This is a genomic window from uncultured Tenacibaculum sp. (genome assembly GCF_947504135.1).
Taxonomy (GTDB): Bacteria; Bacteroidota; Bacteroidia; order Flavobacteriales; family Flavobacteriaceae; genus Polaribacter.
The window spans coordinates 77,454-103,434 of record NZ_CANNGG010000006.1 but is presented as its reverse complement, the minus strand read 5'-3'; the positions used below and the strand labels follow the sequence as shown (position 1 = coordinate 103,434).

21 protein-coding genes and 1 other RNA gene are annotated in these 25,981 nt (G+C 33.4%); 6 read left to right on the top strand and 16 right to left on the bottom strand.

What is annotated here, in order from left to right; all coding sequences use genetic code 11:
• Positions 1–62: 62 nt before the first annotated feature.
• Complete coding sequence (locus tag Q0663_RS12355) at positions 63–755, top strand: NAD-dependent deacylase (protein ID WP_299011564.1); 693 nt, start codon at positions 63–65, stop codon at positions 753–755.
• Here the strand turns inward: Q0663_RS12355 and Q0663_RS12350 are convergent.
• The 10 genes from Q0663_RS12350 to Q0663_RS12305 all read right to left on the bottom strand — a co-directional run bounded on the left by Q0663_RS12350 (position 750) and on the right by Q0663_RS12305 (position 14,363).
• Positions 750–1,223 (bottom strand): DUF6495 family protein, encoded by a 474-nt coding sequence (locus Q0663_RS12350; RefSeq protein WP_173361020.1) that lies wholly within the window; start codon positions 1,221–1,223, stop codon positions 750–752. The two genes, Q0663_RS12355 and Q0663_RS12350, sit on opposite strands and share 6 nt — an antisense overlap.
• 61 nt (positions 1,224–1,284) lie before the next feature.
• A complete protein-coding gene (locus Q0663_RS12345; RefSeq protein ID WP_299011558.1) occupies positions 1,285–1,995 on the bottom strand; it encodes a peptidoglycan DD-metalloendopeptidase family protein in 711 nt (236 codons plus the stop codon).
• 61 nt (positions 1,996–2,056) lie between these two features.
• Entirely contained in the window at positions 2,057–4,324 is a 2,268-nt protein-coding gene (locus tag Q0663_RS12340; RefSeq protein WP_299011556.1) for an aconitate hydratase, read from the bottom strand.
• 183 nt (positions 4,325–4,507) lie between these two features.
• A complete protein-coding gene (locus tag Q0663_RS12335) occupies positions 4,508–7,285 on the bottom strand; it encodes a bifunctional aconitate hydratase 2/2-methylisocitrate dehydratase (RefSeq protein WP_299011554.1) in 2,778 nt (925 codons plus the stop codon).
• A 365-nt stretch (positions 7,286–7,650) separates the two neighbouring features.
• Positions 7,651–7,962: RNase P RNA component class A (rnpB, locus tag Q0663_RS12330), an RNA gene on the bottom strand.
• Between the two features lie 184 nt (positions 7,963–8,146).
• Positions 8,147–9,271, bottom strand: a complete 1,125-nt coding sequence (gene dnaJ / locus Q0663_RS12325; protein WP_299011552.1) for a molecular chaperone DnaJ — start codon at positions 9,269–9,271, stop codon at positions 8,147–8,149.
• Positions 9,272–9,353: 82 nt separating this feature from the next.
• A complete protein-coding gene (locus Q0663_RS12320) occupies positions 9,354–9,914 on the bottom strand; it encodes a nucleotide exchange factor GrpE (protein ID WP_299011544.1) in 561 nt (186 codons plus the stop codon).
• A 119-nt stretch (positions 9,915–10,033) separates the two neighbouring features.
• On the bottom strand, positions 10,034–11,353 hold the full coding sequence (murA, locus tag Q0663_RS12315; protein ID WP_299011542.1) for a UDP-N-acetylglucosamine 1-carboxyvinyltransferase: 1,320 nt from the start codon (positions 11,351–11,353) through the stop codon (positions 10,034–10,036).
• Positions 11,354–11,986 carry a DUF4290 domain-containing protein gene (locus Q0663_RS12310; RefSeq protein WP_299011540.1) on the bottom strand — a complete coding sequence of 211 codons (633 nt, stop codon included), beginning with the start codon at positions 11,984–11,986 and terminating at the stop codon, positions 11,354–11,356.
• A 46-nt stretch (positions 11,987–12,032) separates the two neighbouring features.
• On the bottom strand, positions 12,033–14,363 hold the full coding sequence (locus tag Q0663_RS12305; protein WP_299011538.1) for an ATP-dependent helicase: 2,331 nt from the start codon (positions 14,361–14,363) through the stop codon (positions 12,033–12,035).
• Between the two features lie 229 nt (positions 14,364–14,592).
• On the opposite strand from Q0663_RS12305, the gene Q0663_RS12300 reads away from it, so the two are divergent.
• From Q0663_RS12300 to Q0663_RS12290, 3 genes are read left to right on the top strand one after another with little or no spacing between them, the layout of a single operon-like run.
• Entirely contained in the window at positions 14,593–15,210 is a 618-nt protein-coding gene (locus tag Q0663_RS12300) for a SatD family protein (protein WP_299011536.1), read from the top strand.
• On the top strand, positions 15,207–15,920 hold the full coding sequence (locus Q0663_RS12295; RefSeq protein ID WP_299011534.1) for a DUF3307 domain-containing protein: 714 nt from the start codon (positions 15,207–15,209) through the stop codon (positions 15,918–15,920). The genes Q0663_RS12300 and Q0663_RS12295 overlap by 4 nt, the downstream gene beginning before the upstream one ends.
• Entirely contained in the window at positions 15,910–16,422 is a 513-nt protein-coding gene (locus Q0663_RS12290; RefSeq protein WP_299011532.1) for a hypothetical protein, read from the top strand. The genes Q0663_RS12295 and Q0663_RS12290 overlap by 11 nt, the downstream gene beginning before the upstream one ends.
• 36 nt (positions 16,423–16,458) lie before the next feature.
• Here the strand turns inward: Q0663_RS12290 and Q0663_RS12285 are convergent, their stop codons facing one another.
• A complete protein-coding gene (locus Q0663_RS12285; protein WP_299011530.1) occupies positions 16,459–17,295 on the bottom strand; it encodes a sulfurtransferase in 837 nt (278 codons plus the stop codon).
• Positions 17,296–17,301: 6 nt separating this feature from the next.
• Positions 17,302–18,627: a dicarboxylate/amino acid:cation symporter gene (locus Q0663_RS12280; protein WP_299011528.1), complete on the bottom strand. Its 1,326-nt coding sequence runs from the start codon at positions 18,625–18,627 to the stop codon at positions 17,302–17,304.
• 123 nt (positions 18,628–18,750) lie between these two features.
• Between Q0663_RS12280 and Q0663_RS12275 the strand changes: the two genes are divergently transcribed.
• Together Q0663_RS12275 and Q0663_RS12270 are read left to right on the top strand one after the other, a co-directional pair.
• Entirely contained in the window at positions 18,751–19,401 is a 651-nt protein-coding gene (locus tag Q0663_RS12275) for a DUF937 domain-containing protein (RefSeq protein ID WP_299011526.1), read from the top strand.
• 83 nt (positions 19,402–19,484) lie between these two features.
• Positions 19,485–19,796, top strand: coding sequence for a DUF6787 family protein (locus Q0663_RS12270; protein ID WP_299011524.1), 312 nt, complete (start codon positions 19,485–19,487; stop codon positions 19,794–19,796).
• Between the two features lie 253 nt (positions 19,797–20,049).
• Here Q0663_RS12270 and Q0663_RS12265 read toward each other — a convergent pair whose 3' ends face one another.
• The 4 genes from Q0663_RS12265 to Q0663_RS12250 form a co-directional block, all read right to left on the bottom strand.
• Positions 20,050–20,916: a mechanosensitive ion channel family protein gene (locus Q0663_RS12265; RefSeq protein WP_299011522.1), complete on the bottom strand. Its 867-nt coding sequence runs from the start codon at positions 20,914–20,916 to the stop codon at positions 20,050–20,052.
• Complete coding sequence (locus tag Q0663_RS12260; RefSeq protein WP_299011516.1) at positions 20,916–23,621, bottom strand: DNA gyrase/topoisomerase IV subunit A; 2,706 nt, start codon at positions 23,619–23,621, stop codon at positions 20,916–20,918. Before Q0663_RS12260 ends, Q0663_RS12265 begins: the two co-directional genes overlap by 1 nt.
• 217 nt (positions 23,622–23,838) lie before the next feature.
• Positions 23,839–24,057 (bottom strand): hypothetical protein, encoded by a 219-nt coding sequence (locus Q0663_RS12255; RefSeq protein WP_299011512.1) that lies wholly within the window; start codon positions 24,055–24,057, stop codon positions 23,839–23,841.
• Between the two features lies 1 nt (position 24,058).
• Positions 24,059–25,915, bottom strand: coding sequence for a DNA topoisomerase IV subunit B (locus Q0663_RS12250; protein WP_299011510.1), 1,857 nt, complete (start codon positions 25,913–25,915; stop codon positions 24,059–24,061).
• Positions 25,916–25,981 lie beyond the last annotated feature (66 nt).

Here is a 25,981-nt window from a genome sequence, read left to right as displayed (position 1 = left end):
TTTTAAGCGCAGAGCGATAGCCCAGTATTTATTTTCTTAAACTTGCAACAAAATTTATATTTATGAAAAAACGATTGGTTGTATTAACAGGGGCAGGAATTAGTGCCGAAAGCGGTATTAAAACTTTTAGGGATGCTGATGGTTTGTGGGAAGGACATGATATTTATGAGGTGGCTTCACCTGAAGGGTTTCGTGCTAACCCTGAGTTAGTGTTAGATTTTTATAACCAGCGTAGAAGGCAACTTTTAGAAGTTTCTCCTAATAAAGCACATCATAATCTAGTTTCTTTAGAAAATAATTTTGAAGTTGATATTATTACGCAAAACGTAGATGATTTACACGAACGGGCAGGTAGTTCTAATGTGATTCACTTACACGGTGAACTATTAAAAGTACGTAGTACCCAAAATGAAAACTTAGTATATCCTTGGAAAAAGGATATTGCTTTAGGAGATGTTTGTGAAGAAAAAGCTCAATTACGCCCACATATTGTTTGGTTTGGTGAAGATGTTCCATTATTGGAAAAAGCTGCTGAAATTACTTTACAAGCTGATATTTTAGTAATTATAGGGACTTCTATGCAAGTATATCCTGCTGCTAGTTTGGTTAACTATGTACAGCATAACACACCAATTTATTTTATAGATCCTAAACCTGCTGTAAATAAAAACGTCTTCAATAACTTAACTATTATTGAAGACGTTGCTAGTTCTGGTACTGATAAGTTAATTACAATACTTAATAAGGCTTTATGAGTTTGATGTTAAGCGATCAAAATACTCGTACAGTTCTCCTTTAGAAATAGTACTTCCTTTCTCAATTAAGTCAAAAATTTCAACATTTCTTTCTTCTTGATATGCTTTTGAGCCTCTTAAAAACTCAATTGCTTCATCATTTGGATTTTTTAATAGCCATTCAAATCCTTCTTGCTCTAAAACATTAATCTCTTTATCAATTTTTATCACAATGCGATGCATTTCATTTTCTTCGCATTTAAATAGGTTTACTAAATCTGGAGAGAAATGTTCTAAGTACTCTGTTTTGGTTAATACATCATCCCAAACAACATCGCTAAATACATTCATTTCATCTTCTGCCACATGTGGTTTCTCTTTTTTTAATTCATCCCATTCTTTTTTATCAATGTTTTGTGATGCTAAAAAACGTGCGAACTCTTCGTGTAGTCCTTCAAACTGCTCCTTTGTAAGTTGTCTATATTTCAAAAATTCAAATTTTAATAATTAACTGACCCTAACTTTTATTCATTCTCTTTACTTAGGGCGATTATATTGTTTTGCTTAATCCATCTATGAGGGTTTCATGGGGCAATTTTAATAATAAATTAGGATTAGGGCAATTTTGCTTGTAAAAATCCAACGTCTTTTTTGAAGACACTCCTGGATAATCTCCATAATAATCTTCAATATCTATTATTAACTGAAAGTGTAAATGCGGAGCATAATCTCCATTTACAGAACTATCTCCTAAAGTTCCAATTTTATCTCCTTGTTTAACTTTTTTACCAACTGATATGTCTTCTAAAGATTCTAAGGATAAATGACCATACAATGAATAAAATTCATTTCCTTCTATTGAATGCTTAAGAATAATTGTTGGACCGTAATCTCCATAGTTTGTATTGTTTTTAAAACTATGGATTTCTCCATCTAGCACAGCTAATACTTCAGTACCTGCATCACACCACAAATCAATTCCCAGATGAATATTTCGTTGATTTTCTTCTGATAATTTATTGAAATGTTCACTTCTACTATAAATATCTCTTTGCTCTAAATATCCCCCAAAAGCAACTGTTTTTTTATGTTTTGAAAAATAATCTTCCAAATAAGCCTCCCATTCTTTTGATGAAGAAACATCAAAAGTTAACTCCTCGTTAGATGCAGCTATTGAAATTGGGATGTACTCACTAAAAGGTATACTTGCATCAATTACATACAATGGTTTTTGAGAAATATTACCTAAAAAGTCTGTCATAATTAAATATTAAAAAAGTGCAGTAATTACTGCACTTTTTATAAATAAACTAGTTTATATATTAAGCGTTCTGTTTCTTAATTAAATTTAGAGCAGAACCTTCTTTATACCATTCTATTTGTCCTTCGTTATAGGTATGATTAGCAATAATTCTATCTTTTGAACCATCAGCATGAACAACTTCAATAGTTAATGGTTTATTTGGCGCAAACTCATGTAAATCTATAAAGTTAAACGTGTCATCTTCTTGAATTAAATCGTAATCTGCTTCGTTATCAAATGTTAAGCCTAACATCCCTTGTTTTTTCAAGTTCGTTTCATGAATACGTGCAAATGATTTAACTAACACAGCTGCCACCCCTAAATGACGAGGCTCCATAGCAGCATGCTCACGAGAAGACCCCTCACCATAGTTATGATCTCCAACTACGACTGTTTTAATTCCTTTTGCTTTGTACTCACGTTGTACTTTAGGTACCGCATCATACTCTCCTGTTAACTGATTTTTCACGAAGTTTGTCTTCATGTTAAAAGCATTTACAGCTCCAATTAACATGTTGTTAGAAATATTATCTAAGTGTCCACGATAACGTAACCAAGGTCCCGCCATAGATATATGATCTGTTGTACACTTACCATGCGCTTTGATTAACAATTTAGCATCTTTGATAGTATCTCCCAATGGTTCAAACGGAGTTAATAACTCCAGACGCTCTGAATTTGGATCTACAACCACTTCTATGTTACTTCCATCTGCTTCTGGTGCTAAATATCCATTATCATCTACTTCAAATCCTTTTGGAGGTAATTCCCAACCTGTTGGTTCATCTAACATCACCTCTTCTCCATTCTCATTGATTAGTTTATCTTTCAACGGATTAAAATCTAAGCGTCCTGCGATGGCAATAGCTGCTGTTAATTCTGGAGAAGCAACAAAAGCATGTGTATTTGGATTTCCATCAGCACGTTTAGCGAAGTTTCGATTGAAAGAGTGAACAATACTATTTTTAGGTGCATTCTTTGGATCTTCATAACGTCCCCACTGACCAATACACGGTCCACACGCGTTAGTAAATATTTTAGCATCTAAGTTTTCAAAAACTTGCAAGATTCCATCTCTTTCCGCCGTATAACGTACTTGCTCCGACCCTGGGTTAATACCAAATTCTGCCTTCGTTTTCAGTCCTTTATCTATAGCTTGTTGTGCAATAGAAGCGGCACGTGATAAATCTTCATAAGAAGAGTTTGTACAGGAACCTATTAGTCCCCATTCAACTTGTAATGGCCAATCATTTGCTTGAGCCTTCTCTGTCATTTCTTTTCCTACAGGAGTAGATAAATCTGGAGTGAAAGGTCCGTTTAATAATGGGCCTAATTCTGATAAATTAATTTCTATTACTTGATCAAAATATTGCTCAGGATTTGCGTATACTTCAGGGTCTGCCGTTAAATATTCTTTAATCTCATTTGCTGCATCAGCTACATCATTTCTATCCGTAGCACGTAAATAACGCTCCATAGATTCATCGTAACCAAAAGTAGAAGTTGTAGCTCCAATCTCTGCTCCCATATTACAAATAGTTCCTTTACCTGTACATGACATTGCCATTGCTCCTGGTCCGAAATATTCAACTATTGCACCTGTTCCTCCTTTTACAGTTAGAATTTCTGCTACTTTTAAAATCACGTCTTTAGGTGCTGTCCAACCAGATAATTTACCTGTTAATTTTACACCTATTAACTTAGGAAATTTTAACTCCCATGGCATACCAGCCATTACATCTACTGCATCAGCACCACCTACACCAATGGCTACCATTCCTAATCCTCCTGCATTCACCGTGTGAGAATCTGTACCAATCATCATTCCTCCAGGAAATGCATAGTTTTCTAATACTACTTGATGAATAATACCTGCTCCTGGTTTCCAGAAGCCAATTCCATATTTATTAGAAACCGATTCTAAGAAATTAAAGACTTCATTTGAATTATTTAACGCAGTTTGCAAATCTGTTGAAGCACCTACTTTAGCTTGAATTAAGTGATCACAGTGCACCGTTGTTGGTACTGCTACTTTATCTTTTCCTGCTTGCATAAATTGCAATAACGCCATTTGCGCTGTTGCATCTTGACAAGCTATACGGTCTGGAGCAAAATCAACATAATCCTTTCCTCTTTCGAAAGCTTTCGTTGGTGTTCCATCCCAAAGATGTGTATATAAAATTTTCTCTGCTAATGTTAAAGGTTTACCTGTAATTTTACGGGCAGCATCTACTCGCTCAACTACTTTATTGTATACCTCTTTTATCATATTAATATCAAAAGCCATATATGTAATTTTTTTGTTGCTGTACGAATTTACCAAAAAAAACAGTAAAAAAGATGAAGTAGCTATATAATTATAATAAGTTTACATAAGTTTTTTCTATAGTAGAGTTTAATCCAGAAATTAATTAATAACAACAAAGCCCGAGTTAAAACTCGGGCTTCTATTTATAAATAATGTTTGTGATTACATTACTAATTGCTTTTGAGATGGTTTAAATTTCGTTAATACGATTCCATCAACAGCTTTTTCGTATTCTTCCATGGTAGGAGTTCTTCCTAAAATAGTTGATAATACTACTACTGGAGTAGATGATAATAACGATTCTCCTTTTTTCTCACCAGAATCTTTTACAACTCTTCCTTGGAATAAACGTGTTGAAGTTGCCATTACCGTATCTCCTGGTTCTGCTTTTTCTTGGTTACCCATACATAAGTTACATCCAGGACGCTCTAAATACAACATGTTTTCATACTTTGTACGTGCCAATCCTTTAGGAGCATTATCGTCAAACTCAAATCCTGAGTATTTTTGTAATACTTCCCAATCTCCTTCAGCCTTTAACTCATCAACAATGTTGTATGTTGGTGGCGCTACTACTAATGGAGCATTGAATTCTACTTTCCCTTGTTGTGCTTCAATGTTCTTTAACATTTGAGCTAAGATTTTCATATCTCCTTTATGCACCATACAAGACCCTACGAAACCTAAATCTACTTTTTTAGTTCCTCCGTAGAATGATAATGGACGAATAGTATCGTGTGTATAACGTTTAGAAACATCTTCGTTATTTACATCAGGATCAGCTATCATTGGTTCAGCGATTTCATCTAAATCAATCACAACTTCTGCGTAATAGTTAGCATCAGCATCTGGTTTTAAAGCTGGTTTAATACCTGTTTTAACCTCTTGGATTCTAGTATTCGCTTTATCAACTAAACCTTGTAATACTTGCTTTTCATTATCCATTCCCTTATCAATCATGATTTGGATACGATCTCTAGCAATCTCTAATGATTCAATTAATGTTTCATCTTCTGAAATACAGATAGAAGCTTTTGCTTTCATCTCAGCAGTCCAGTCAGTAAATGTAAAGGCTTGATCCGCTGTTAAAGTACCAATGTGTACTTCTATTACTCTTCCTTGGAAAACATTTTCTCCGTCAAACTGCTTTAACATTTGTTGTTGTGTTGCATGCACTACATCACGGAAATCCATGAAACTTCTCATGTTTCCTTTAAATGTAACTTTTACAGATTGTGGAATTGGCATAGTTGCTTCACCAGTTGCTAAAGCTAATGCTACCGTGCCAGAATCCGCACCAAAAGCAACACCTTTTGACATACGTGTATGTGAATCTCCTCCAATAATAATATCCCAATCACTTACGGTAATATCATTTAATACTTTATGAATTACGTCTGTCATTGCAGGGTATTGTCCTTTAGGATCACGACCTGTAATTAAACCAAAGTCGTTCATAAACTTCATTAACCTTGGAATGTTTGCTTTTGACTTATCATCCCATACAGAAGCCGTGTGACAACCTGATTGGTAAGCTCCGTCAACTATTGGAGAAATAACTGTAGCGGCCATCATTTCTAACTCTTGAGAAGTCATTAACCCTGTAGTATCTTGAGAACCTACAATGTTAACTTCTACACGCACATCAGAACCTGCATGTAATGTTTTTCCTGGAGTTGTTCCTACTGCGTTTTTATTGAAGATTTTTTCAACTGCAGTTAATCCTTGTCCTTCTACAGAAATTTCTTTAGAAGTAGCATATACTTGAGGAACATCAATTCCTAATACTTTAGCTGCAAAGGTTTGTAATTTCTTACCAAAAACAACTGCATAAGAACCTCCAGCTTTAATAAACTCCATTTTTTGCGGAGTTAATGCTGCTGAAATATCTTTTAATTCTTTATCTCCGTTATATAATTTTTTAGTCTTTGTGTTAATTGTAAGAACAGTTCCTGTTTCCACAGAATATTCTTGCTTTAAAACTGGCTCTCCTTCTTCATCTACAATTGTATTTCCTTCAGCATCTTTTTGCTTAACCCAGTTTTTAAGATCAATACCAATACCTCCAGTTACCCCAACTGTAGTTAAGAAAATTGGAGAAATTCCGTTAGTCCCTGCAATTACTGGTGCTATGTTGATAAATGGTACATACGGACTAGATTCTACACCTGTCCATAAAGCCACATTGTTTACACCTGACATTCTAGAAGAACCTACTCCCATAGTTCCTTTTTCAGCAACTAACATCACACGTTTATCTGGATGTTGTTCTTTTAATGCTAACAATTCTTTTTGCATATCTTTATTATGCTCAAAAATTGATTGTCCGTGTAACTCACGATCAGACCTAGAGTGTGCATCAGCACCTGGAGATAATAAATCTGTAGAAATGTCTCCTACTCCAGCAATGTATGTTACAACTTTAATTTCTTCCTCTATTTCTGGAAGCTTTGTAAAAAACTCTGCTTGTGCATAGCTTTCTATAAGCTCTTTAGCTATTTTGTTACCTGCTTTGTATGCTTCTTCTAAACGTTCTGTATCAGCTTCATATAAGAAAACTTGTGTTTTTAACACTTTTGCAGCTTCTTCGGCGATGGCAATATCATTACCTAAAGCTAAATCAAGTAGAACTTCTACAGAAGCTCCTCCTTTCATATGCCCTAATTGTTCTAGAGCAAAAGATGGAGTTATCTCTTCTACTACAGATTCACCAAGAATAATTTCTTTTAAAAATTTTGCTTTTACAGCTGCAGCATTTGTTGTACCTGGTAAAACATTATAAATAAAGAAATTAAGAGACTCTTTACGATGCTCGTTATTTTCATCTTTAATTTGTGAGATGATTTCAGTTAACAATTCACTTCCGTCAATTGGCTTAGGGTGTAGACCTTGCCCTTTTCTTACTTCAATCTCCTTTAGGTAATCTGAGTATGTGTTCATAAAAGGTTTATTATTTAATATTTGAAAGAAACTCTAAAATTAGGGTTTATTAAAGTTGATATACAACTAAAAAACTACTCTTATTATTTCTTCATTTATCTGTATATAAACTGTTATATGTAAGCACATATATCAAATTTACATACGGATATATCTTGTTATTTTTTGCCTAGCAAAAGTACTATTTTAACCTCAATTTTAAAAATAAACAGCAAAACAGAATAAATAATGAATTTATTTAAATTTAAATAGCTATTTTTAAAAATATCCCAAAAAAACACTTAAAAACCAGTCGATTAATTATCAATTTGACAATTTAGGTGTTTTAAGTAAAGTATAGAAAAAACTATAATGATTCTAAATAGGAAAAAAGCAGACCCATAAGCTGGATTCTGTCCCTCAAAAAAATGAGGCTCTTATCATTTATCTAGTTCTGAAATTACTCTCAGAATCAATCTGCCTACCCCTTAGAATCGCGCGAGTAACGCTCAACCTCTAATGTACATGGCATTGCACCGCATAGAGTTTACCTGGTTTCACTACAGCATTACCTGTACATACTTTCTGTTGCACTTGTCCTCGGTTTACACCGGACGGATGTTATCCGCTATGCCACTCTATGGTGTCCAGACTTTCCTACTTATATTTTCTATAAGTCGATAAGATAGGTCTGCTATTATATTGTTGTCAAATAAAAGTTTACACCTTCATTCATAAAAAAACCCACTCAAAAAATTGAGTGGGAAAATTGCTATGAAAAAGAAAAAGTGTCTAGAACGTCTCCTAGACACTGCAAATATATAAACGTTTTTTGTTTTAAAAAAACTTTAAATCAAAAAAAATTCAAATTTTATGTTTTTTTTAAGAAAACATGTCCTTAACCTTTTCAAAGAACGACTTGTCTGACTTTTGAGGATTTGGGCTAAAGTTCTCATCTTCTTGCATTTCCTCAAAAAACTTACGTTGATTCTTTGTTAATTCTTGTGGTGTCCACACATTTATATGAATTAAGAAATCTCCATGCCCGTAACGTTCAATACTCGGTAATCCTTTACCTTTTAATCGTAAAATCTTACCTGATTGCGTTCCTGCATCAACTTTAATCTTAACTTTTCCTGTGACTGTATCTACTTCTTTAGAAGCTCCTAAAACAGCTTCTGAGAAGTTTATGTATAAATCATAATGTATATTACTTCCTTCTCTCTTTAAAGTATCATGTGGTACTTCTTCAATTAATACTAATAAATCACCAGGAATTGAGTTCTTACCAGGAGCTTCGTTACCTTTTCCTCCTACTTTTAATTGAACTCCTTCGGTAACTCCTTCAGGAATGTTGATAGAAACGGTTTCTTCTTTTACGATCATACCTTGAGCATCTGCACCACTAGGTTTCTTATCTAACATTTCTCCTGCACCTTGACAAGTACCACAGGTAGTAGCTGTTTGCATTCTACCTAAAATGGTATTGGTAACACGCATTTGCTGCCCTGTACCATTACAGGTTGAACAAGTTTTGTACGTTACTCCTTCGGCTTGAACTTTTCTACGAACTTTTACTTTTTTCTCTACTCCTTTGGCAATTTCTTCTAAGGTAAGTTTTACACGAATACGCAAGTTACTACCTTTTACTCGTGCTTGACGATGACCACCGCCACCAAAACCTCCGAAACCACCACCGAAAGCTCCTCCAAAAATATCTCCAAATTGGCTAAAAATGTCATCCATATTCATTCCGCCACCACCGAAGCCTCCATGACCTCCTTCAAAAGCAGCATGACCATATTGATCGTAACGAGCTTTCTTGTTCTCATCACTTAATATTTCATACGCCTCAGCAGCTAACTTGAATTTTTCTTCAGCATCTTTATCATCCGGATTTTTATCTGGATGATACTTAATGGCCATCTTTCGATAGGCTTTTTTTATTTCAGCTTGCGATGCCGATTTTGATATTCCTAATATTTCGTAATAATCTTGTTTTGCCATTCTATTAGTTATTAGTCTTTAGTCATTAGTTTTTTACTAACAACTTAAATTAAACTATTATCAAACTACTTATGATAACCGTTTACGCTTGCCCCATTACTACTTTAGGGTGGCGAATAATTTTATCTCCTAATTTGTATCCTTTCTCTACACAATCGATGATTTTTCCTTTTAAATCTTCTGTTGGAGCAGGTATTTGTGTAATTGCATCATGAATTTCAGCATCGAAATCATCTCCTGGCTTTACCTCTATCTCTACTAATCCTTTTTGTGTTAAAGTGCTTTTAAACTTGTTATTAATAAGCTCCATTCCTTTTAATAACTCAGAATCTTCAGACTTTTTAATTTCTGCCAAACCTCTATCAAAATCATCCATAATTGGCAGTAAAGCTGTCATTAATTCTTGACTTGCAGTTTTAAAAAGCTCGACACGTTCTTTAGTAGTACGTTTTTTATAGTTTTCAAACTCTGCAAACAAACGTAAGTATTTGTCTTTTTCTGCTTGAATTAACTCTTCAGCAGTAGGCGCTTCTTTTGACTCAACCTCCTTATTTTCTTGAGTTTCTTCTTGATCTCCCCCTAATTCCCCACTTTTTACAGCGTCATTAATTTCGTCTTCTTTTGTATATTGATCTTTACTCATTGTAAATAGTTTCTTTTATTTTCTCTCTTTTGATTAACAAGAATGTTGCCAATAAAAAAATCGTGTCAACTTGACACGATTTTTAATCTATAATTTTACCTAATCCGCTAATTTGCTAATTAGTGTTTATTTTCAATTCTTTCAATTTTTGCTCCGATAGATTTTAAACGAGCTTCAATATCTTCATAGCCTCTATCAATTTGTTCAATATTATCGATGATACTCGTTCCTTTAGCAGAAAGTGCTGCTATCAATAAAGAAATACCCGCACGAATATCTGGTGAAGTCATTTTTGTAGCCTTTAATTGCGATTTGAAATCGTGACCAATTACCGTAGCTCTATGTGGATCACATAAAATTACTTTTGCCCCCATATCAATTAATTTATCGACAAAGAACAAACGGCTTTCAAACATTTTTTGATGGATTAACACTGTTCCTTTTGCTTGAGTAGCTACTACTAAAACTATACTTAACAAATCTGGTGTAAACCCTGGCCAAGGTGCATCAGCAACAGTTAATACCGAACCATCAATATAACTTTGGATTTCATAGCTTTCTTGCTCAGGAATAAAAATATCATCTCCTCTTTTTTCTAGTTGAATTCCCAACTTTCTAAACACATTAGGTATTTGTCCTAAATCATCCCAACTAACATCTTTAATAGTTAATTCAGAACGTGTCATAGCAGCCATACCTATCCAACTTCCAATTTCAATCATGTCTGGTAAAATGGTATGCTCACAACCTCCTAAAGACTCTACTCCTTCAATAGTTAACAAGTTAGATCCTACTCCTGATATTTTCGCTCCCATAGAGTTCAACATTTTTGATAATTGTTGAATATAAGGTTCACATGCAGCGTTATAAATAGTTGTGGTTCCCTTAGCTAAAACCGCAGCCATAATAATATTTGCAGTACCCGTTACAGAAGCTTCATCTAACAACATTTCTGCTCCTACTAACCCTGTTTCTGTTTCAACCCCGTAGAAATATTCTTCACGATTATATCGGAATTTTGCTCCTAAATTGATGAATCCTTCAAAGTGAGTATCTAGACGACGACGTCCAATTTTATCGCCTCCTGGTCGTGGTATATATCCTTTTCCAAAACGAGCCAATAACGGACCAACAATCATAATAGACCCCCTTAAAGAGCTTCCATCTCTTTTAAATTCGGGTGACTCTAGATATTTTAAATTGATATCGTCTGCTTGAAAACTATATGAGTTTTTAGATAATTTTTCTATTTTAACTCCTAATTCTCCTAAAATAAAAATCAGTTTATTAACATCAATAATATCAGGAACATTGTTTATAATTACTTTTTCTGACGTTAACAACACCGCACATATTACCTGTAATGCTTCATTTTTTGCTCCTTGTGGTGTTATTGTTCCTTTTAATTTGTGACCTCCTTCTATTTTAAATGATGCCATTTACTTTTTTCTGTATTTAGTATTTGTTTTTCCTTTTGATTTGTGCTGTCCTTGTCCGCTACGTTTTCTTAACAGGCTTTTGCTATCTGTTAAGTCCTCATCAATACCTCGAATATCTATTTTTCCTTCAGACAACTCATATAAATGATCGAAAATAACACTGTCTTCAACTGTGTCTTTGTTCCAGTTTAAATAGCATTTTTTCATATGATTAGCAATGGTGAATACCAAAGCTTCTTTCATATCTCCCTCTTCCCATGTTAAAGCAACATCAATCATGGTTTGAATATTTGTACCATAAAAACGATACTTTGATGCTGATTTTGGATATGGCAATCGCTCAGGAGATTCTTGCAACTCTTCCTTTGAAGGTGTTTCGTAAGGAGAATCAACATCTAACTGAAAATCTGCCATTATATGTAACTGATCCCAAAGTTTATGCTTAAAATCAGGCACATCACGTAAGTGAGGTTGTAAATTACCCATTACATCAATAATAGCTTTAGCCATTGTATTTCGTTCTTCTTTATCTTCTAAAGCGATACAATGATTTACTAGCTTTTGTATATGCCTCCCATATTCTGGGATAATTAATTTGGATCTTTTCGAATTGTATTCTAAATCAAACGTCATTTCTCTATATTTTATCTATGCAAAATAGGTAATTATTATGAATTAACTACCCGATTACTTTCAATTTTGCAAATTGTAACAATAATTTCTTTTTACCTACGGTACTAAACTCTATTTCTGCTTTTTTATTGGGCCCTTTACCTTCTAAAGCTACTACTTTTCCAGTACCAAAACGGTTATGCTCTACTACGTTTCCTACTGTGATTTCTCCATCAAACAAATTCATTTTTGGGCTCATTTCTGAAACCTTCTTCATTTTACTTTTTGGAGGAACCATATTTGTTTTTTCCTTCTTCGCTAAGAACTCTTTTCTTTTCTTTTGAATTGGTTTTTGAAAACGTATTTTCTTTGGTGAATCGTCTTCAAATAAACTAGCATCAATAAACCTATTTACTGATGGTTCAGGTACTTTTGGCGTTAAATACTCTAAATATTGCTCATCTATTTCTTCTAAAAACCTACTTGGTTCACCATCAGTTAATTTTCCCCAACGATAACGTGTTTGTGCATAAGTTAAATAAGCTCCTTTTTCAGCTCTTGTTAACGCTACATAAAACAAACGACGTTCTTCTTCTAACTCACTGCGAGTATTCATACTCATTGCTGAAGGGAATAAACTTTCTTCTAAACCTACAATGTACACGTAAGGGAACTCTAACCCTTTGGATAAGTGAATCGTCATTAAAGAAACTCTAGGTTCTTCATCTTGTTTATCGGAATCAAAATCAGTAGCTAGTGCGACGTCTTCTAAAAATGAAGTTAACGATGCGTCTTCTCCTGTTTCTATTTTATCGGTAATAAAGTCTTTTATTCCGTTTAAAAGTTCTTGAACGTTTTCAACCTTATTAACGCCTTCTGGAGTTCCATCTTTTTGTAAATCTTTTACTAGCTGAGTTTGCTTTACCACCAAATCAGCAATTTCAAAAGCATTTTTTTTTTGCGCTTCAATTTGAAAACGCTGAATCATGTTTACAAAATTCTGCAACTTTGTTTTGGTTCCAGAGTTTATATTAATATCTACTGTACTGATATTTTTTAAAATATCAAACATCGATTTTTTGTAATGATTCGCTGCAATTGTTAATTTATCTAACGTTGTAGCTCCAATCCCCCTTGCTGGGTAGTTAATAATACGTTTTAATGCTTCCTCATCATTCGGGTTGATTAAAATTCGTAAATACGATAGTAAATCTTTAATTTCTTTACGTTGGTAGAATGAAATACCTCCGTAAATTTTATACTTAATATCTTTTTTACGTAATGCATCTTCTATCGCTCTCGATTGTGCGTTGGTACGGTATAGAATGGCAAATTGATCACTTGTTAACTGATGATTCATTTGGTTTTCCCAAATAGATTGTGCTACGAAACGTCCTTCTTCTCCATCAGAAATTGTACGCATTACCTTCACACTATCTCCTGCATCGTTAGCTGTCCAAATTTCTTTATCTAGCTTCGTTTTATTCTTATCAATTACACTATTCGCAGCACGAACAATGTTACTTGTTGAACGGTAATTTTGTTCTAACTTGAACGTTTTTACATCTGGATAATCCTTCTGGAAGTTTAAGATATTTTGAATATTTGCTCCACGGAATCCGTAAATACTTTGCGAATCATCTCCTACTACACAAATATTCTGAAAGCGATCTGCCAACGCACGTACAATTAAATACTGCGAATGGTTGGTATCTTGGTACTCATCTACCAAAATATATCGGAAACGATCTTGATACTTTGCCAACACATCTGGAAAACGTGCTAATAATTCATTGGTTCGCAATAATAAATCGTCAAAATCCATCGCTCCAGACTTAAAACATCTATCTACATATTCTTTATAGATATCACCTGTTCTCGGTCTACTCGCTTCTAAATCGGCTTGTTGTAAATCAGAGTTATTAAAATACGCTCTAACCGTAATTAAACTGTTTTTAAAAGACGATATTCTGCTTAAAATTTGTTTTGGTTTGTATCGATCTTTATCCAAATTCATTTCTTTGATAATCGCCGTTATCAATCGAACTGAATCTTGTGTATCGTAAATGGTGAAGTTTGACGGATAGCCTAATCGATCAGCCTCTGAACGTAAGATACGTGCAAAAACTGAGTGAAATGTTCCCATCCAAAGGTTTTTAGCTTCACTATACCCCACTACTTTACCAATACGATCTTTCATTTCACGAGCAGCCTTGTTGGTAAATGTTAACGACAAAATGTTAAAAGCATCTACACCTTGCTCCATTAAATAAGCAATTTTATAAGTCAGCACTCTCGTTTTACCCGATCCTGCTCCTGCTATAATTATCATTGGGCCGTCTTTTTGTAAAACAGCTGCTCTCTGTGGTTCGTTAAGTTGCTCTAAATAAGTATTCAATGGAAATTAAATTGAAAGTATTTTAAAAATGGAAAATTAACCAATCTTTTAGGTTTTTTAAAGATTCTACCCTTTTTTTTATTCACTAATTTTTAGTGTTATAAATTCATGTTAAAATCCGAATTAACATAGATTCGCCTTATAACCCTTATTTTAAAACATTCGTTTTAAAACCCGAATTATTTGGAGTTTTCAATTTGAAAAGCTATTTTTACTAAAAATTGAATACATGACAAGTGTAATTACTGGTGATATTATAAACTCTAGAGGTGTTTCTGCTGAAACATGGCTTCCTGTACTGAAAGAATCCTTCAATACTGTAGGGAAAACACCAAAAACGTGGGAGCTTTTTCGTGGAGACAGTTTTCAAATTGAAATTGAAAATATTGCAGAAGCTCTTCTTTTTACTTTTAAGCTAAAATCTACTATTAAAAAAATAAAAGATTTAGACATTCGTTTAGCTATTGGTATCGGTAATAAAAGTTTTGATACAGAAAAAATTACCGAAGCCAACGGTGAAGCTTTTATAAATTCTGGGTATGCTTTTGATTATTTACTTAAAAAGCAAAATTTAGCTTTGAAAACTCCTTGGGAAGATATTAACGACGAGTTTGAAGTTTCTATAAACTTAAGTTTATTAATAATGGACAATTGGACAACCAACTCAGCTGCTTTTGTGAATATGTCTCTACAAAATCCTGAATGTACTCAAAAAGTAATTGCAAAAAAGCTAGCTATTTCAGAAAGTAGCGCTAGTGAACGAAGAAAACGTTCTGGGTTTGATGAAATTATGAAGCTAGAAAAACGTTATAGAAAACTTATGAATCAGAAACTAACTAACCTATGATACTCTTCTTAAAACTACTCGTTGCTCATTTATTAGGTGATTTTGTGTTTCAACCTAAAAACTGGGTAAAAAACAAGGAGAAAAAGAAAATAAAATCTATTAAACTCTATGCTCACATTGGTGTTCATGCTATTTTATTACTATTATTATTACAAGTCAATTCTACATACTGGAGTGTTTTTTTACTTGTAATTATTTCTCATTATTTAATTGATCTTGGGAAACTATATTTTCAAAAGAAAAAGAACAAACGTTTATTCTTCTTTTTAGACCAAGCTTTACATATATTCATTTTAGGACTTGCTACATACATTTATTCTCCTTTTAAAATTAATATCGATACTATTTTAACTAAGCAAAGCTTATTACTTTTTGCTTGTTTAATTTTTGTTACTTATACTTCGTCTATTATCATAAATACATTAATTTCTAAATGGAATCCAGAAAAAGGTAATAAATCAACAGAACAATCGTTAGCCAATGCAGGTAAGTATATTGGTTTTTTAGAACGTATATTAATTTTCGTTTTTATTGCAATTAACCAATGGGCTGGTGTTGGGTTTTTACTCGCAGCAAAATCTATATTTAGATTTGGAGATTTAACAGCATCAAAAGACAGAAAACTTACTGAATATGTACTGATTGGAACTTTACTAAGTTTTGGATTGGCAATTTTAACAGGACTCGTATATTCGCATTATGGAAGATAAAATTATTGAAGGGCTTGCTTATGCCCTACCAGCACTAGTAACTGGCGGCGTAGCTTACTTAATTTTAGGCCGCTTTATTGAACAAGACAATAAAGAAAAAGCGTTTAACGCTTTAGTTGAGAAAAAGCGTGAAAGTTTACCTACAAAACTACAAGCTTATGAACGTATGTTATTATTTTGTGAGCGTATCAACCCTTCTAAATTATTGTTAAGAGTTAATCCAATTGGAGATGATACTGATAATTATCTACAACTTTTAATTGGTAACATAGAACAAGAGTTTGAACATAATTTAGTACAGCAATTATACATTTCTGATGATAGCTGGAAGGCTGTTACTGCCGCTAAATTAGCTATCATTGCGAAGCTTCGTTCTACAGCAGAAGGTTCTGAAACAGCTAAAGATTTACGTGAAAATGTATTAATTGACTATTCTCAACAAGAAAGTCCAGCAAACACAGCTATTTCCTTTTTAAAACAAGAAGTAAAGAAATTGATATAATAAAAAAAGCCTCTGATTAGGGGCTTTTTATTTTTATTATTTTTCAATAGGCAATTCTAGTCTACTAGCCCACTCTGTCCAAGAACCATCATATACACTGTAGTTAGTTTTTCCTGCATCTTCAGCTCCTAATGCAAGTATACATGCTGTAATTCCTGAACCACAAGAAAAAATCATTTCTTCTTTATTCGGGTTCATATCTGAAAATATTTTCTGAAGCTCTTCTTTCGATTTCATCTTACCATTTAATTGCAATTCTGCATAAGGTAAGCTTTTAGAATTTGGAATATGACCTCCTCTTAAATCTTTTCTTGGTTCTGGCTCTGTAGCATAAAACCTTCCTTTTGAACGAGCGTCTAATATAACTTTATTATCAAGAGAAGCTTTTAATACTTCCTCTGTAACACTTATTTTACCCTTATTAAGGTTAGCTTTGAAGTTCCCTGTTAAGAATTCTCTTTCTTTTTTAGACTCAACTGTATAACCAGCGTCTTTCCAAGCAGGTAAACCTCCGTTTAAAACTGCGACATTTTCAAAACCAAACACTTTAAACAACCACCAAACTCTAGGAGATGAGTATACTCCTAAATCATCATAAACAACAATACAGCTATCATTGTTTATTCCTAATTTCTGAACTTCAGTTTCAAAATATTTTTCTGACGGAATTGTGTTAGGATATTCTGCTTCAACATCTAAAAAGACACTCTTTAAATCAAAGAAAACAGCATTTTTAATCTGCTGTTTTTCTTTTTTATCATCTGTTTTGACTCCTACTTTCTGAATAGTTGCATCAAGAACTATTAAGTTATCTGCACTTAAATTATCGTGCAACCAATCAACAGAAACTATAGGTGATTTTACTGTAAGCATACAAGTTTATTTTACTTCATCATAATGTTCATCCCATTCATGTGGGTGTGGCTTTCCTAACTTACCTACAGATTTCGCTACTAAAGTAGACACCGTTGCATCACCTGTTACATTAATAACTGTTCTACACATATCTAATGGTCTATCAACTGCAAAAATTAATGCTAAACCTATGGCTAATTTATCTGCTGGAAAACCAACTGACTCTAATACGATTACTAACATTACCATTCCTGCTCCTGGTACAGCTGCTGAACCTATTGAAGCTAGTAAAGCTGTTAAAATAATTGTCAATTGATCTCCAAAGGTTAAATCGAAACCTAAAGCTTGTGATATAAATACAGCAGCTACAGCTTGATATAAACTAGTACCATCCATATTAATAGTAGCTCCTACTGGTAACACAAAACTTGATACTTCTTTATCTACTCCAATATGCTCCTCTACTCTTTCCATTGTAACAGGTAACGTTGCAGCACTTGAACTTGTTGAAAATGCTAATAATTGTGCTGGACTAATTTGTTGTAAAAACCACAAAGGATTCTTCTTGGTAAACACACTTATTAAAAGCATATAAAATGCTACCATTAACAACAATCCTCCTATAACTGTTAATCCATATTTTAACAATGCTAATAATAAATCTGGATCATTAGAAGAAACCACAACATTTGCTAACAATGCAAATACTGCATAAGGAGCAGTTAACATGATTAAATCCACCATTTTTAGCACCACTTCATTTAACGAATCAAAGAAGTTTTTTAATGGTTTTGCATTTTTCTCTCCTACTAATAACATTGATATTCCTAAGAAAATAGTAAAGAAAATTACTTGTAACATTGCTTTGTTATTACTCATCGCCTGCATAGCATTATCAGGAACCATATCTTCTAAAAATTGAAGTGGCCCGCTTTCTTTTTGTTTACTAGCTTCTGCTATTTTAGCTTGTACTCCTTCACTATTTGCATAATCGGCTGTTAGTTTGGCTATGGTATCTTCTGAAATTCCGTCTCCAGGCTGCACAACATTAACCAATACTAACCCTACTGTTATAGCTATTATTGTAGTACCTATGTAAATTAGTATGGTGCGTAAACCTATATTTTTAAATTTAGAAATATCTTTTAAATCAGATATCCCTTTTATCAGAGAGGCAATAATGAGTGGTACTGCTATTAACTTTAATAATTTTACAAAAATAGTTCCTAAAGGCTTTACCCAGTCAGCTACAAATGACGCTCCTCCTTCAACAAAAGTCATCGCCAAACCAAATAAAATACCCAAAATCATTCCTATTAAAATTTGCCAGTGTAGTGCAAGTTTCCTCATGTAATCTGTTATTTTTTTTAAGGCTGTAAGGTAAAAAGAATTATTTAAAAAAAAGTGACTTCTAATTCGTATCTTGTGTCTCAATTATTGAGAACTTAATACTAATCTTATTAAATAAAAAAAATGGCAGGAATCTTAGATTTATTAAACAGTGACTTAGGTAAAACAATTGTATCTGGTGTAGCAGGATCAACAGGGCAAGACACTAACAAAACGAACGATGTATTAACCATGGCTTTACCTGTTTTAATGAAGGCTATGCAACGTAACGCTTCTACGCCAGAGGGTGCAGAAGGTTTAATGGGAGCATTAAATAAACACGATGGTGGAATTTTAGACAACTTAGGAGGTTTGTTTAGCGGTGGTGTGAATGCAGATGTTATACAAGATGGAAGTAAAATTTTAGGACACGTTTTAGGAAATAAACAACAAGGTGTAGAACAAGTAATTGGTCAAAAAGCAGGTATGGATACTAGCTCTGTTGCCGATATTTTAAAAGTTGCTACTCCAATTTTAATGGGGGTTTTGGGGCAACAGAAGCGCCAAAACAACGTTAGCAACTCAGGCGATTTAAGCGGTTTGCTAGGCGGATTACTAGGTGGAAGCTCTACTGAAAAAGAGCAAAGCTTCTTAGAAAAAATTTTAGATGCTGATGGTGATGGAAGTATTGTTGATGATGTAGCTGGAATGGTACTAGGAAATGCTAGCAGTAGCCAACAAAAATCAGGAGGATTATTAGGTGGCTTACTAGGTGGTGTTTTCGGAAAAAAATAAACTTTCTCTTTTAACAATTAATCAAAGGGCAAACATTTGTTTGCCCTTTTTCTTTTAATTACTTTTGCCATGATTATTACTGTATGGAAAAATTAAAACAACGTTGGGGAGTAGACAATAACTGGTCTTTAGCTGCAATATTTATTGTGTTCGCTATGAATGGTTCTTTTGCTGCTTGGGTAGCTAAACCTGTTACTAGCTTACTTGGTTTATCGCCTGAAAGCATGTCTCCTTGGTTGTATTATCCATTAAGAATTCTGCTTATTTTTCCTATTTATCAAACTACCTTACCTATATTGGGTTGGCTATTTGGTCAATTTAATTTTTTCTGGGACTTTGAAAAAAAATTTTTAAGTCGTCTTGGATTAGGATTTCTTTTTAAGAAAAACGATTAAAAAAACTAATAATCAGGTATTTACCTTTAATTTTCCTTTTATAATTCCTTATTTTCGAACGTCAGTAAGATTTGTAACACCTCCTCTATTAGCTCCTTTTTCCTAAAAAGAATCACTAACAAAACCTAACTTCGTTTGAAACCTTTACAAAAAGGAATACTAGACAAAGGTATTTATGGTTTAATTTCTGAAATCCCTAAACCTTCTGATAAAAAGCTTTTTATAACTTTTGAAATCTATTAACAAAGTAAACTTAGTCTACTTTGTTAATTATTTCATTAATGTTAATAGGAATTGGCAAGTCTACTCCTTCATTTAAGAAACGTTTATGCACAGCTTCTTTTAAATTACATTTAGTTTTAAACTCCTGAAAAGGCTCGTTTAGCCATACATAAGCACGCATATGTATATGATCTGAATGTACATCAATAACACGAACATCAACTTGATTTATGTCTGCCATTACTTGCTCGGGTGTACGGTAATCTATTACTGTAGGTAATTTTACAGCTTCTTCTTGAATGATTTTTCGCGCTAAATCTATATCGGCTTTTATTCCTAATTTAAAATTATTAAAACTTAGAATATGAGAATCTTCTATCGTATGATTTAAAATAGAATCAGTACTAATTACCGAGTTTGGTATAATTAATCGCTTATTTTCAAAATTATTAATTACTGTATGACGTAGTGTAATATCTTCAACAATTCCTACGCGAGTTTCGTCTAACTTAATATAATCACCTACTCGAAACGGACGAAAAATAACAATAAAAGCTCCTGCAATTAAATTAGAAAGCGCTGCTTGTGCAGCAAAACCTATAATTGCAGCAATAATACCTGCTCCAGAAAAAATTAGTGTTGCCTTACTTCTAAAAGCAGGAACTGTCATAATAATGTATATAACAGTTAAAAGTCCTATTACAAAAGTTACTGAATTACGTAAAAACTGAATACTGGTTCTACCAAAACGGTCTTCTTTTTTACTTTTAATTAATTGCCAAATAATTGCCCTAACTAATCTAGATATAAGCCAAGAGGTTAAAAGAACAACTACAATATAACCTAAAACACCAAAAAAAGTATCTAAATTAAAACGATATGGTATTAACTCACTCATTAAAATAATGCAGTTTGACTTTCGTCATCTTTATCTTTCTTCTTTTTTTGAAGTGCTCTTTCTAAGGCTTTTTTTGCTTTATCTTCTTTCGATTCTTCAAACTCTTTTTTAACCTCTGGAACGTCTAACGGCAATACATCTTCAATAATTTCCTCCTCGTCATTTACTTCTACATCTTCAACCTTTTCTTCTTCGGGCTCTTCATACGGAAGCGATTCTAATAGGTTTACGGTTCTAATTTTTTCAGTAGTTAACTGATTTCCTAAGGCTTTTATTCCTTTAACTGCTATAAACTCTTCAAAATTAACCTCCATATCCTCTAAACTTCGTTTAGAAAAGATAACCTCAGCTACTGGACGATAATCTGTTGCAATAATTTCTAACTTCGACTTTTCGTGCTCAGAAATGAAGGTTTCTTCTTTATCTGTTGATTCAATTAAAAAACGTTTTACAAAATAACGTTCCTTGTTTCCATCAAAATAAATTGCTGAAATGGGCTTGTTTGGTTTCCATTTTTCTAAAACAATCATATCGCCTTCGAAATGCATTGCCAAATCTGGAGTTACCGCCTTTATTTTTCCTGATTGTGTAGCGATTAAAATTTTGTCTTCTGCTCTAAATTCGCCTAACAACTCTCCTCTTCCGTCTACGTTTAAACGCTTAACCGTATCATCAAACCAAATTTTACGTGGTTTTAAAGTAGATACACCTGCCTCTTTAAATTCTACCTTTTTAATTGCATATTTAGTTACTTGGTTACCACGAACACTACGACCTTTAATCGCTAAATCTGCAAAATCAATATCCCACTTCAATTTTTTAATACTTCCAACAGCTCGAAGTAAAATGGTTACTACTTCTGCTTCACCGTTAGGGTTTGCAGAAAAATATAATACTTTCGACTTCGGGTTATTATTTGCTAAATTGTACTCTTTATCACGTGTTACCGAAGTTACATTGAAACGCTTCATAAACGAAGCTCCTTTAGCTCCGTCTCTGTAAATCATGTTATAAACAGTACGCTTATCTTTCTTTTTGAAAATTGCAACGTGTATAATTCCTTTTCCTACGAAAGTCTTCGAATCAACCTTAGTTACGATCATCGACCCATCTTCTCTAAACACTATCACATCATCAATATCAGCACAGTCGGTAACATATTCGTCTTTTTTCAACGATGTTCCAATAAATCCTTCCTCTCTGTTTACATATAACTTTGAGTTACGCATTACTACCTTGGTGGCTACGATATCATCAAAAATTCGAATTTCAGTTTTACGTTCTTTACCTTTTCCGTATTTTGCTTTTAACTCTTTAAAATAGTCTATTGCAAAATCAATTAAATTATCTAAATGATGTTTAACCTCAGCTATTTTTTCTTCTAAGCTTTCAATAAATTGTTTCGCTTTATCAATATCAAACTTAGAAATCTTTTTAATTCGGATTTCTGTTAAACGCACAATATCTTCCTCTGTTACTTTACGCCTCAAATGTTTGGTATGTGGCTGTAAACCTTTATCAATAGCTTCAATTACACCTTCCCAAGTTTCAACCTCTTCAATATCACGATAAATTCTATTTTCAATAAATATACGCTCTAACGAAGCAAAATGCCATTGTTCTTCTAATTCGTGTAACTGAATTTCTAACTCACGTTTAAGTAACTCAACTGTAAAATCTGTCGATTTTTTTAAGACTTCTGTTACTCCAATAAATACCGGTTTGTTATCTTCAATAATACAACATAACGGAGAAATTGAGTTTTCACAATTAGTAAAAGCGTATAAAGCATCAATCGTTTTATCTGGGGATACATTAGGTGGTAAATGCACCAAAATTTCTACCTCAGCAGCTGTATTATCTTCAATACGTTTAATCTTGATTTTACCTTTATCATTCGCCTTTAAAATGCTATCAATTAAAGATGATGTAGTAGTTCCGAACGGAATTTCATTAATAACTAGCGTTTTTTTATCTAATGCTGAAATTTTAGCACGTACTCTGATTTTTCCTCCTCTTTTTCCGTCTTTATAATCAGTTACATCAACAATACCTCCAGTTAAAAAATCAGGAACAATGGTAAAACTTCTTCCTTTTAAATATTTAACAGAAGCATCTATCAACTCGTTAAAGTTATGTGGAAGAATTTTAGTCGACAATCCAACTGCAATACCTTCTGCCCCTTGTGCTAATAATAATGGAAACTTTACAGGTAAGTTTACAGGTTCTTTTTTACGACCATCGTACGATGCTTGCCATTCGGTAGTTTTGGCGTTGAAAACAACATCTAAAGCAAACTTCGACAAACGTGCTTCGATATAACGGGAAGCTGCAGCACGATCGCCTGTAAGGATATTACCCCAGTTACCTTGCATGTCTATCAGCAATTCTTTCTGTCCCATTTGTACCATGGCATCGGCAATAGAAGCATCTCCATGCGGGTGATACTGCATGGTATGCCCAACAATGTTCGCAACCTTATTGTAACGACCATCGTCTAAATCTTTCATCGAATGCATAATACGACGTTGTACGGGTTTAAATCCGTCTTCAATCGAGGGTACAGCACGTTCTAAAATTACATACGAAGCATAATCTAAAAACCATTCCTTGTACATACCAGTTACCTTGGTAATGGTTTCGGTACTTTCAATAGGTTGATTTAATTCTTCGTCGTGTTCGTAATTGTTGTTTTCTTCACTCATATATGAATGTTTAAACGTTTATTCGTTTAAGAGTTCTTTTGTTTCTTCTTAATTAGTAAAAAAATAGCTATAAAAACTAAGGCTGCAACTATCATATTGATATAAGATGCCCTATTTGCCTCCCAACTTAAATTGTCAAAATCAACATTGAATACGTTGACAAAAAAAATTGAAAATGCTATTAATAAATATATTCTAGCTCTTCTATTTCTATCCATTATTTTTTCTTGTTCTTAGTTACAAGCTGTTTATTTACCTGATGTTTTTTTGTAAACTGCATTACAAAGATGAATAAGACAGCTGAAATGATTCCTAAGTACGGAGATAAGTTGTCATTAAAACTCAAATTACTGTAATCAATTTGTGTAAACCATCCAATTAAGATGACTCCAAAAAGGATCGACATAGCATCAAAAATTTTTCGTACGCTTTTCATATTAATTTTCTTCTACTAAGTCTAACTCTACTTTTAGGTTATTGATGATAAACTTTTGTCTGTCTGGAGTGTTTTTACCCATATAGAATTCTAACATCTGCTCTATCGACATTTCTTTATCTAACATTACTGGGTCTAAACGAATATCATCGCCAATAAAATGAACAAATTCGTTAGGCGAAATCTCCCCTAATCCTTTAAATCGAGTTATTTCTGGTTTTCCTCTTAGCTTATCAATTGCAGCTTGCTTTTCTTCTTCTGAATAACAATAAATTGTTTCCTTTTTATTTCGAACTCTAAATAACGGAGTATCTAAAATATATAAATGCCCTTCTTTGATTACCTCTGGAAAGAACTGTAAAAAGAAAGTGATTAATAACAAGCGAATGTGCATACCATCTACATCGGCATCGGTAGCAATTACAATGTTGTTGTATCGTAAATCTTCTAGTCCGTCTTCAATATTTAGAGCAGCTTGTAATAAGTTAAACTCCTCATTTTCGTACACGATTTTTTTAGACAATCCGTACGAGTTTAAAGGTTTCCCTTTTAAGCTGAATACTGCTTGGGTATTTACATTACGTGATTTGGTAATCGATCCACTTGCCGAATCTCCCTCGGTAATAAACAGAGTTGTATCTAAATATCCGTCTTTTTTGGTATCTCCAAAGTGAATACGGCAATCACGTAATTTTTTGTTGTGCAAACTCGCTTTTTTAGCACGTTCACGAGCCAATTTTCGAATTCCTGATAACTCTTTACGCTCTTTCTCAGCTTGTAGTATCTTTCTTTGAAGTTTATCTGCTATCTCGGTATTCTTATGTAAAAAGTTATCTAACTGTGTTTTTACAAAATCGTTGATATAGGTACGAACGGTTGGTAAATCACCTCCCATTTCGGTAGATCCTAATTTGGTTTTGGTTTGACTTTCAAAAACAGGCTCCATTACCTTGATAGAAATGGCTGCTATGATAGATTTACGAACATCAGACGCATCAAAGTTTTTTCCGAAGAACTCACGCACCGTTTTTACCACCGCTTCTCTAAAAGCATTTAAATGCGTACCTCCTTGCGTGGTGTTTTGTCCGTTTACAAACGAATGATATTCTTCTGAATATTGCGTTTTACTGTGTGTAATTGCTACTTCAATATCATCTCCTCGTAAATGAATTATTGGATACAACATATCATCTTGATTGTTGTTATCTTCTAATAAATCTTTTAATCCGTTTTCTGAATAAAACTTTTCACCGTTAAAAACTATGGTTAGTCCTGGGTTTAGGTATACATAGTTTTTCAGTAGTTTTATAATATACTCTGGACGATACTTGTAGTTCTTAAAAATGGTTTCATCTGCTACAAAGGTTACTTTGGTACCTCTACGACGTGATGTTTCTTCAAGAAATTCTTCATTGGTTAAATTTCCTTTTTCAAACTCTGCTGCTGCTGATTTACCATCACGAGTAGACTCAACTCTGAAGTAAGTAGATAAGGCATTTACCGCTTTGGTACCTACTCCGTTTAATCCTACCGATTTTTTAAAGGCACGTGAATCGTATTTACCTCCGGTATTCATTTTCGATACTACATCGACAACTTTTCCTAACGGAATACCACGACCATAATCACGTACAATTACTTTATCGCCTTGTACCGAAACTTCAATTGTTTTTCCTGTACCCATAACAAACTCATCAATAGAGTTGTCGAGCACTTCTTTAACCAAAATATAAATACCATCGTCGGGTGAAGAACCGTCTCCTAATTTACCAATATACATCCCAGGACGCATACGGATATGTTCTTTCCAATCGAGCGAGCGAATATTATCTTCGGTATATTTTGTTTCTTGAGTCATAAAAATAAAGGAAATTGAAGTCTCTGCTAAAATAGTATTTACTACTTAAAAACAAAAAACTCTGCT

Coding starts and splice junctions, on each gene's coding strand:
- Q0663_RS12355 (WP_299011564.1), top strand. CDS start 63: ATGAAAAAACGATTGGTTGTATTAACAGGGGCAGGAATTAGTGCCGAA.
- Q0663_RS12345 (WP_299011558.1), bottom strand. CDS start 1,995: ATGACAGACTTTTTAGGTAATATTTCTCAAAAACCATTGTATGTAATT.
- Q0663_RS12340 (WP_299011556.1), bottom strand. CDS start 4,324: ATGGCTTTTGATATTAATATGATAAAAGAGGTATACAATAAAGTAGTT.
- Q0663_RS12335 (WP_299011554.1), bottom strand. CDS start 7,285: ATGAACACATACTCAGATTACCTAAAGGAGATTGAAGTAAGAAAAGGG.
- dnaJ (WP_299011552.1), bottom strand. CDS start 9,271: ATGGCAAAACAAGATTATTACGAAATATTAGGAATATCAAAATCGGCA.
- Q0663_RS12320 (WP_299011544.1), bottom strand. CDS start 9,914: ATGAGTAAAGATCAATATACAAAAGAAGACGAAATTAATGACGCTGTA.
- murA (WP_299011542.1), bottom strand. CDS start 11,353: ATGGCATCATTTAAAATAGAAGGAGGTCACAAATTAAAAGGAACAATA.
- Q0663_RS12310 (WP_299011540.1), bottom strand. CDS start 11,986: ATGACGTTTGATTTAGAATACAATTCGAAAAGATCCAAATTAATTATC.
- Q0663_RS12300 (WP_299011536.1), top strand. CDS start 14,593: ATGACAAGTGTAATTACTGGTGATATTATAAACTCTAGAGGTGTTTCT.
- Q0663_RS12295 (WP_299011534.1), top strand. CDS start 15,207: ATGATACTCTTCTTAAAACTACTCGTTGCTCATTTATTAGGTGATTTT.
- Q0663_RS12290 (WP_299011532.1), top strand. CDS start 15,910: ATGGAAGATAAAATTATTGAAGGGCTTGCTTATGCCCTACCAGCACTA.
- Q0663_RS12285 (WP_299011530.1), bottom strand. CDS start 17,295: ATGCTTACAGTAAAATCACCTATAGTTTCTGTTGATTGGTTGCACGAT.
- Q0663_RS12280 (WP_299011528.1), bottom strand. CDS start 18,627: ATGAGGAAACTTGCACTACACTGGCAAATTTTAATAGGAATGATTTTG.
- Q0663_RS12275 (WP_299011526.1), top strand. CDS start 18,751: ATGGCAGGAATCTTAGATTTATTAAACAGTGACTTAGGTAAAACAATT.
- Q0663_RS12270 (WP_299011524.1), top strand. CDS start 19,485: ATGGAAAAATTAAAACAACGTTGGGGAGTAGACAATAACTGGTCTTTA.
- Q0663_RS12265 (WP_299011522.1), bottom strand. CDS start 20,916: ATGAGTGAGTTAATACCATATCGTTTTAATTTAGATACTTTTTTTGGT.
- Q0663_RS12260 (WP_299011516.1), bottom strand. CDS start 23,621: ATGAGTGAAGAAAACAACAATTACGAACACGACGAAGAATTAAATCAA.
- Q0663_RS12255 (WP_299011512.1), bottom strand. CDS start 24,057: ATGAAAAGCGTACGAAAAATTTTTGATGCTATGTCGATCCTTTTTGGA.
- Q0663_RS12250 (WP_299011510.1), bottom strand. CDS start 25,915: ATGACTCAAGAAACAAAATATACCGAAGATAATATTCGCTCGCTCGAT.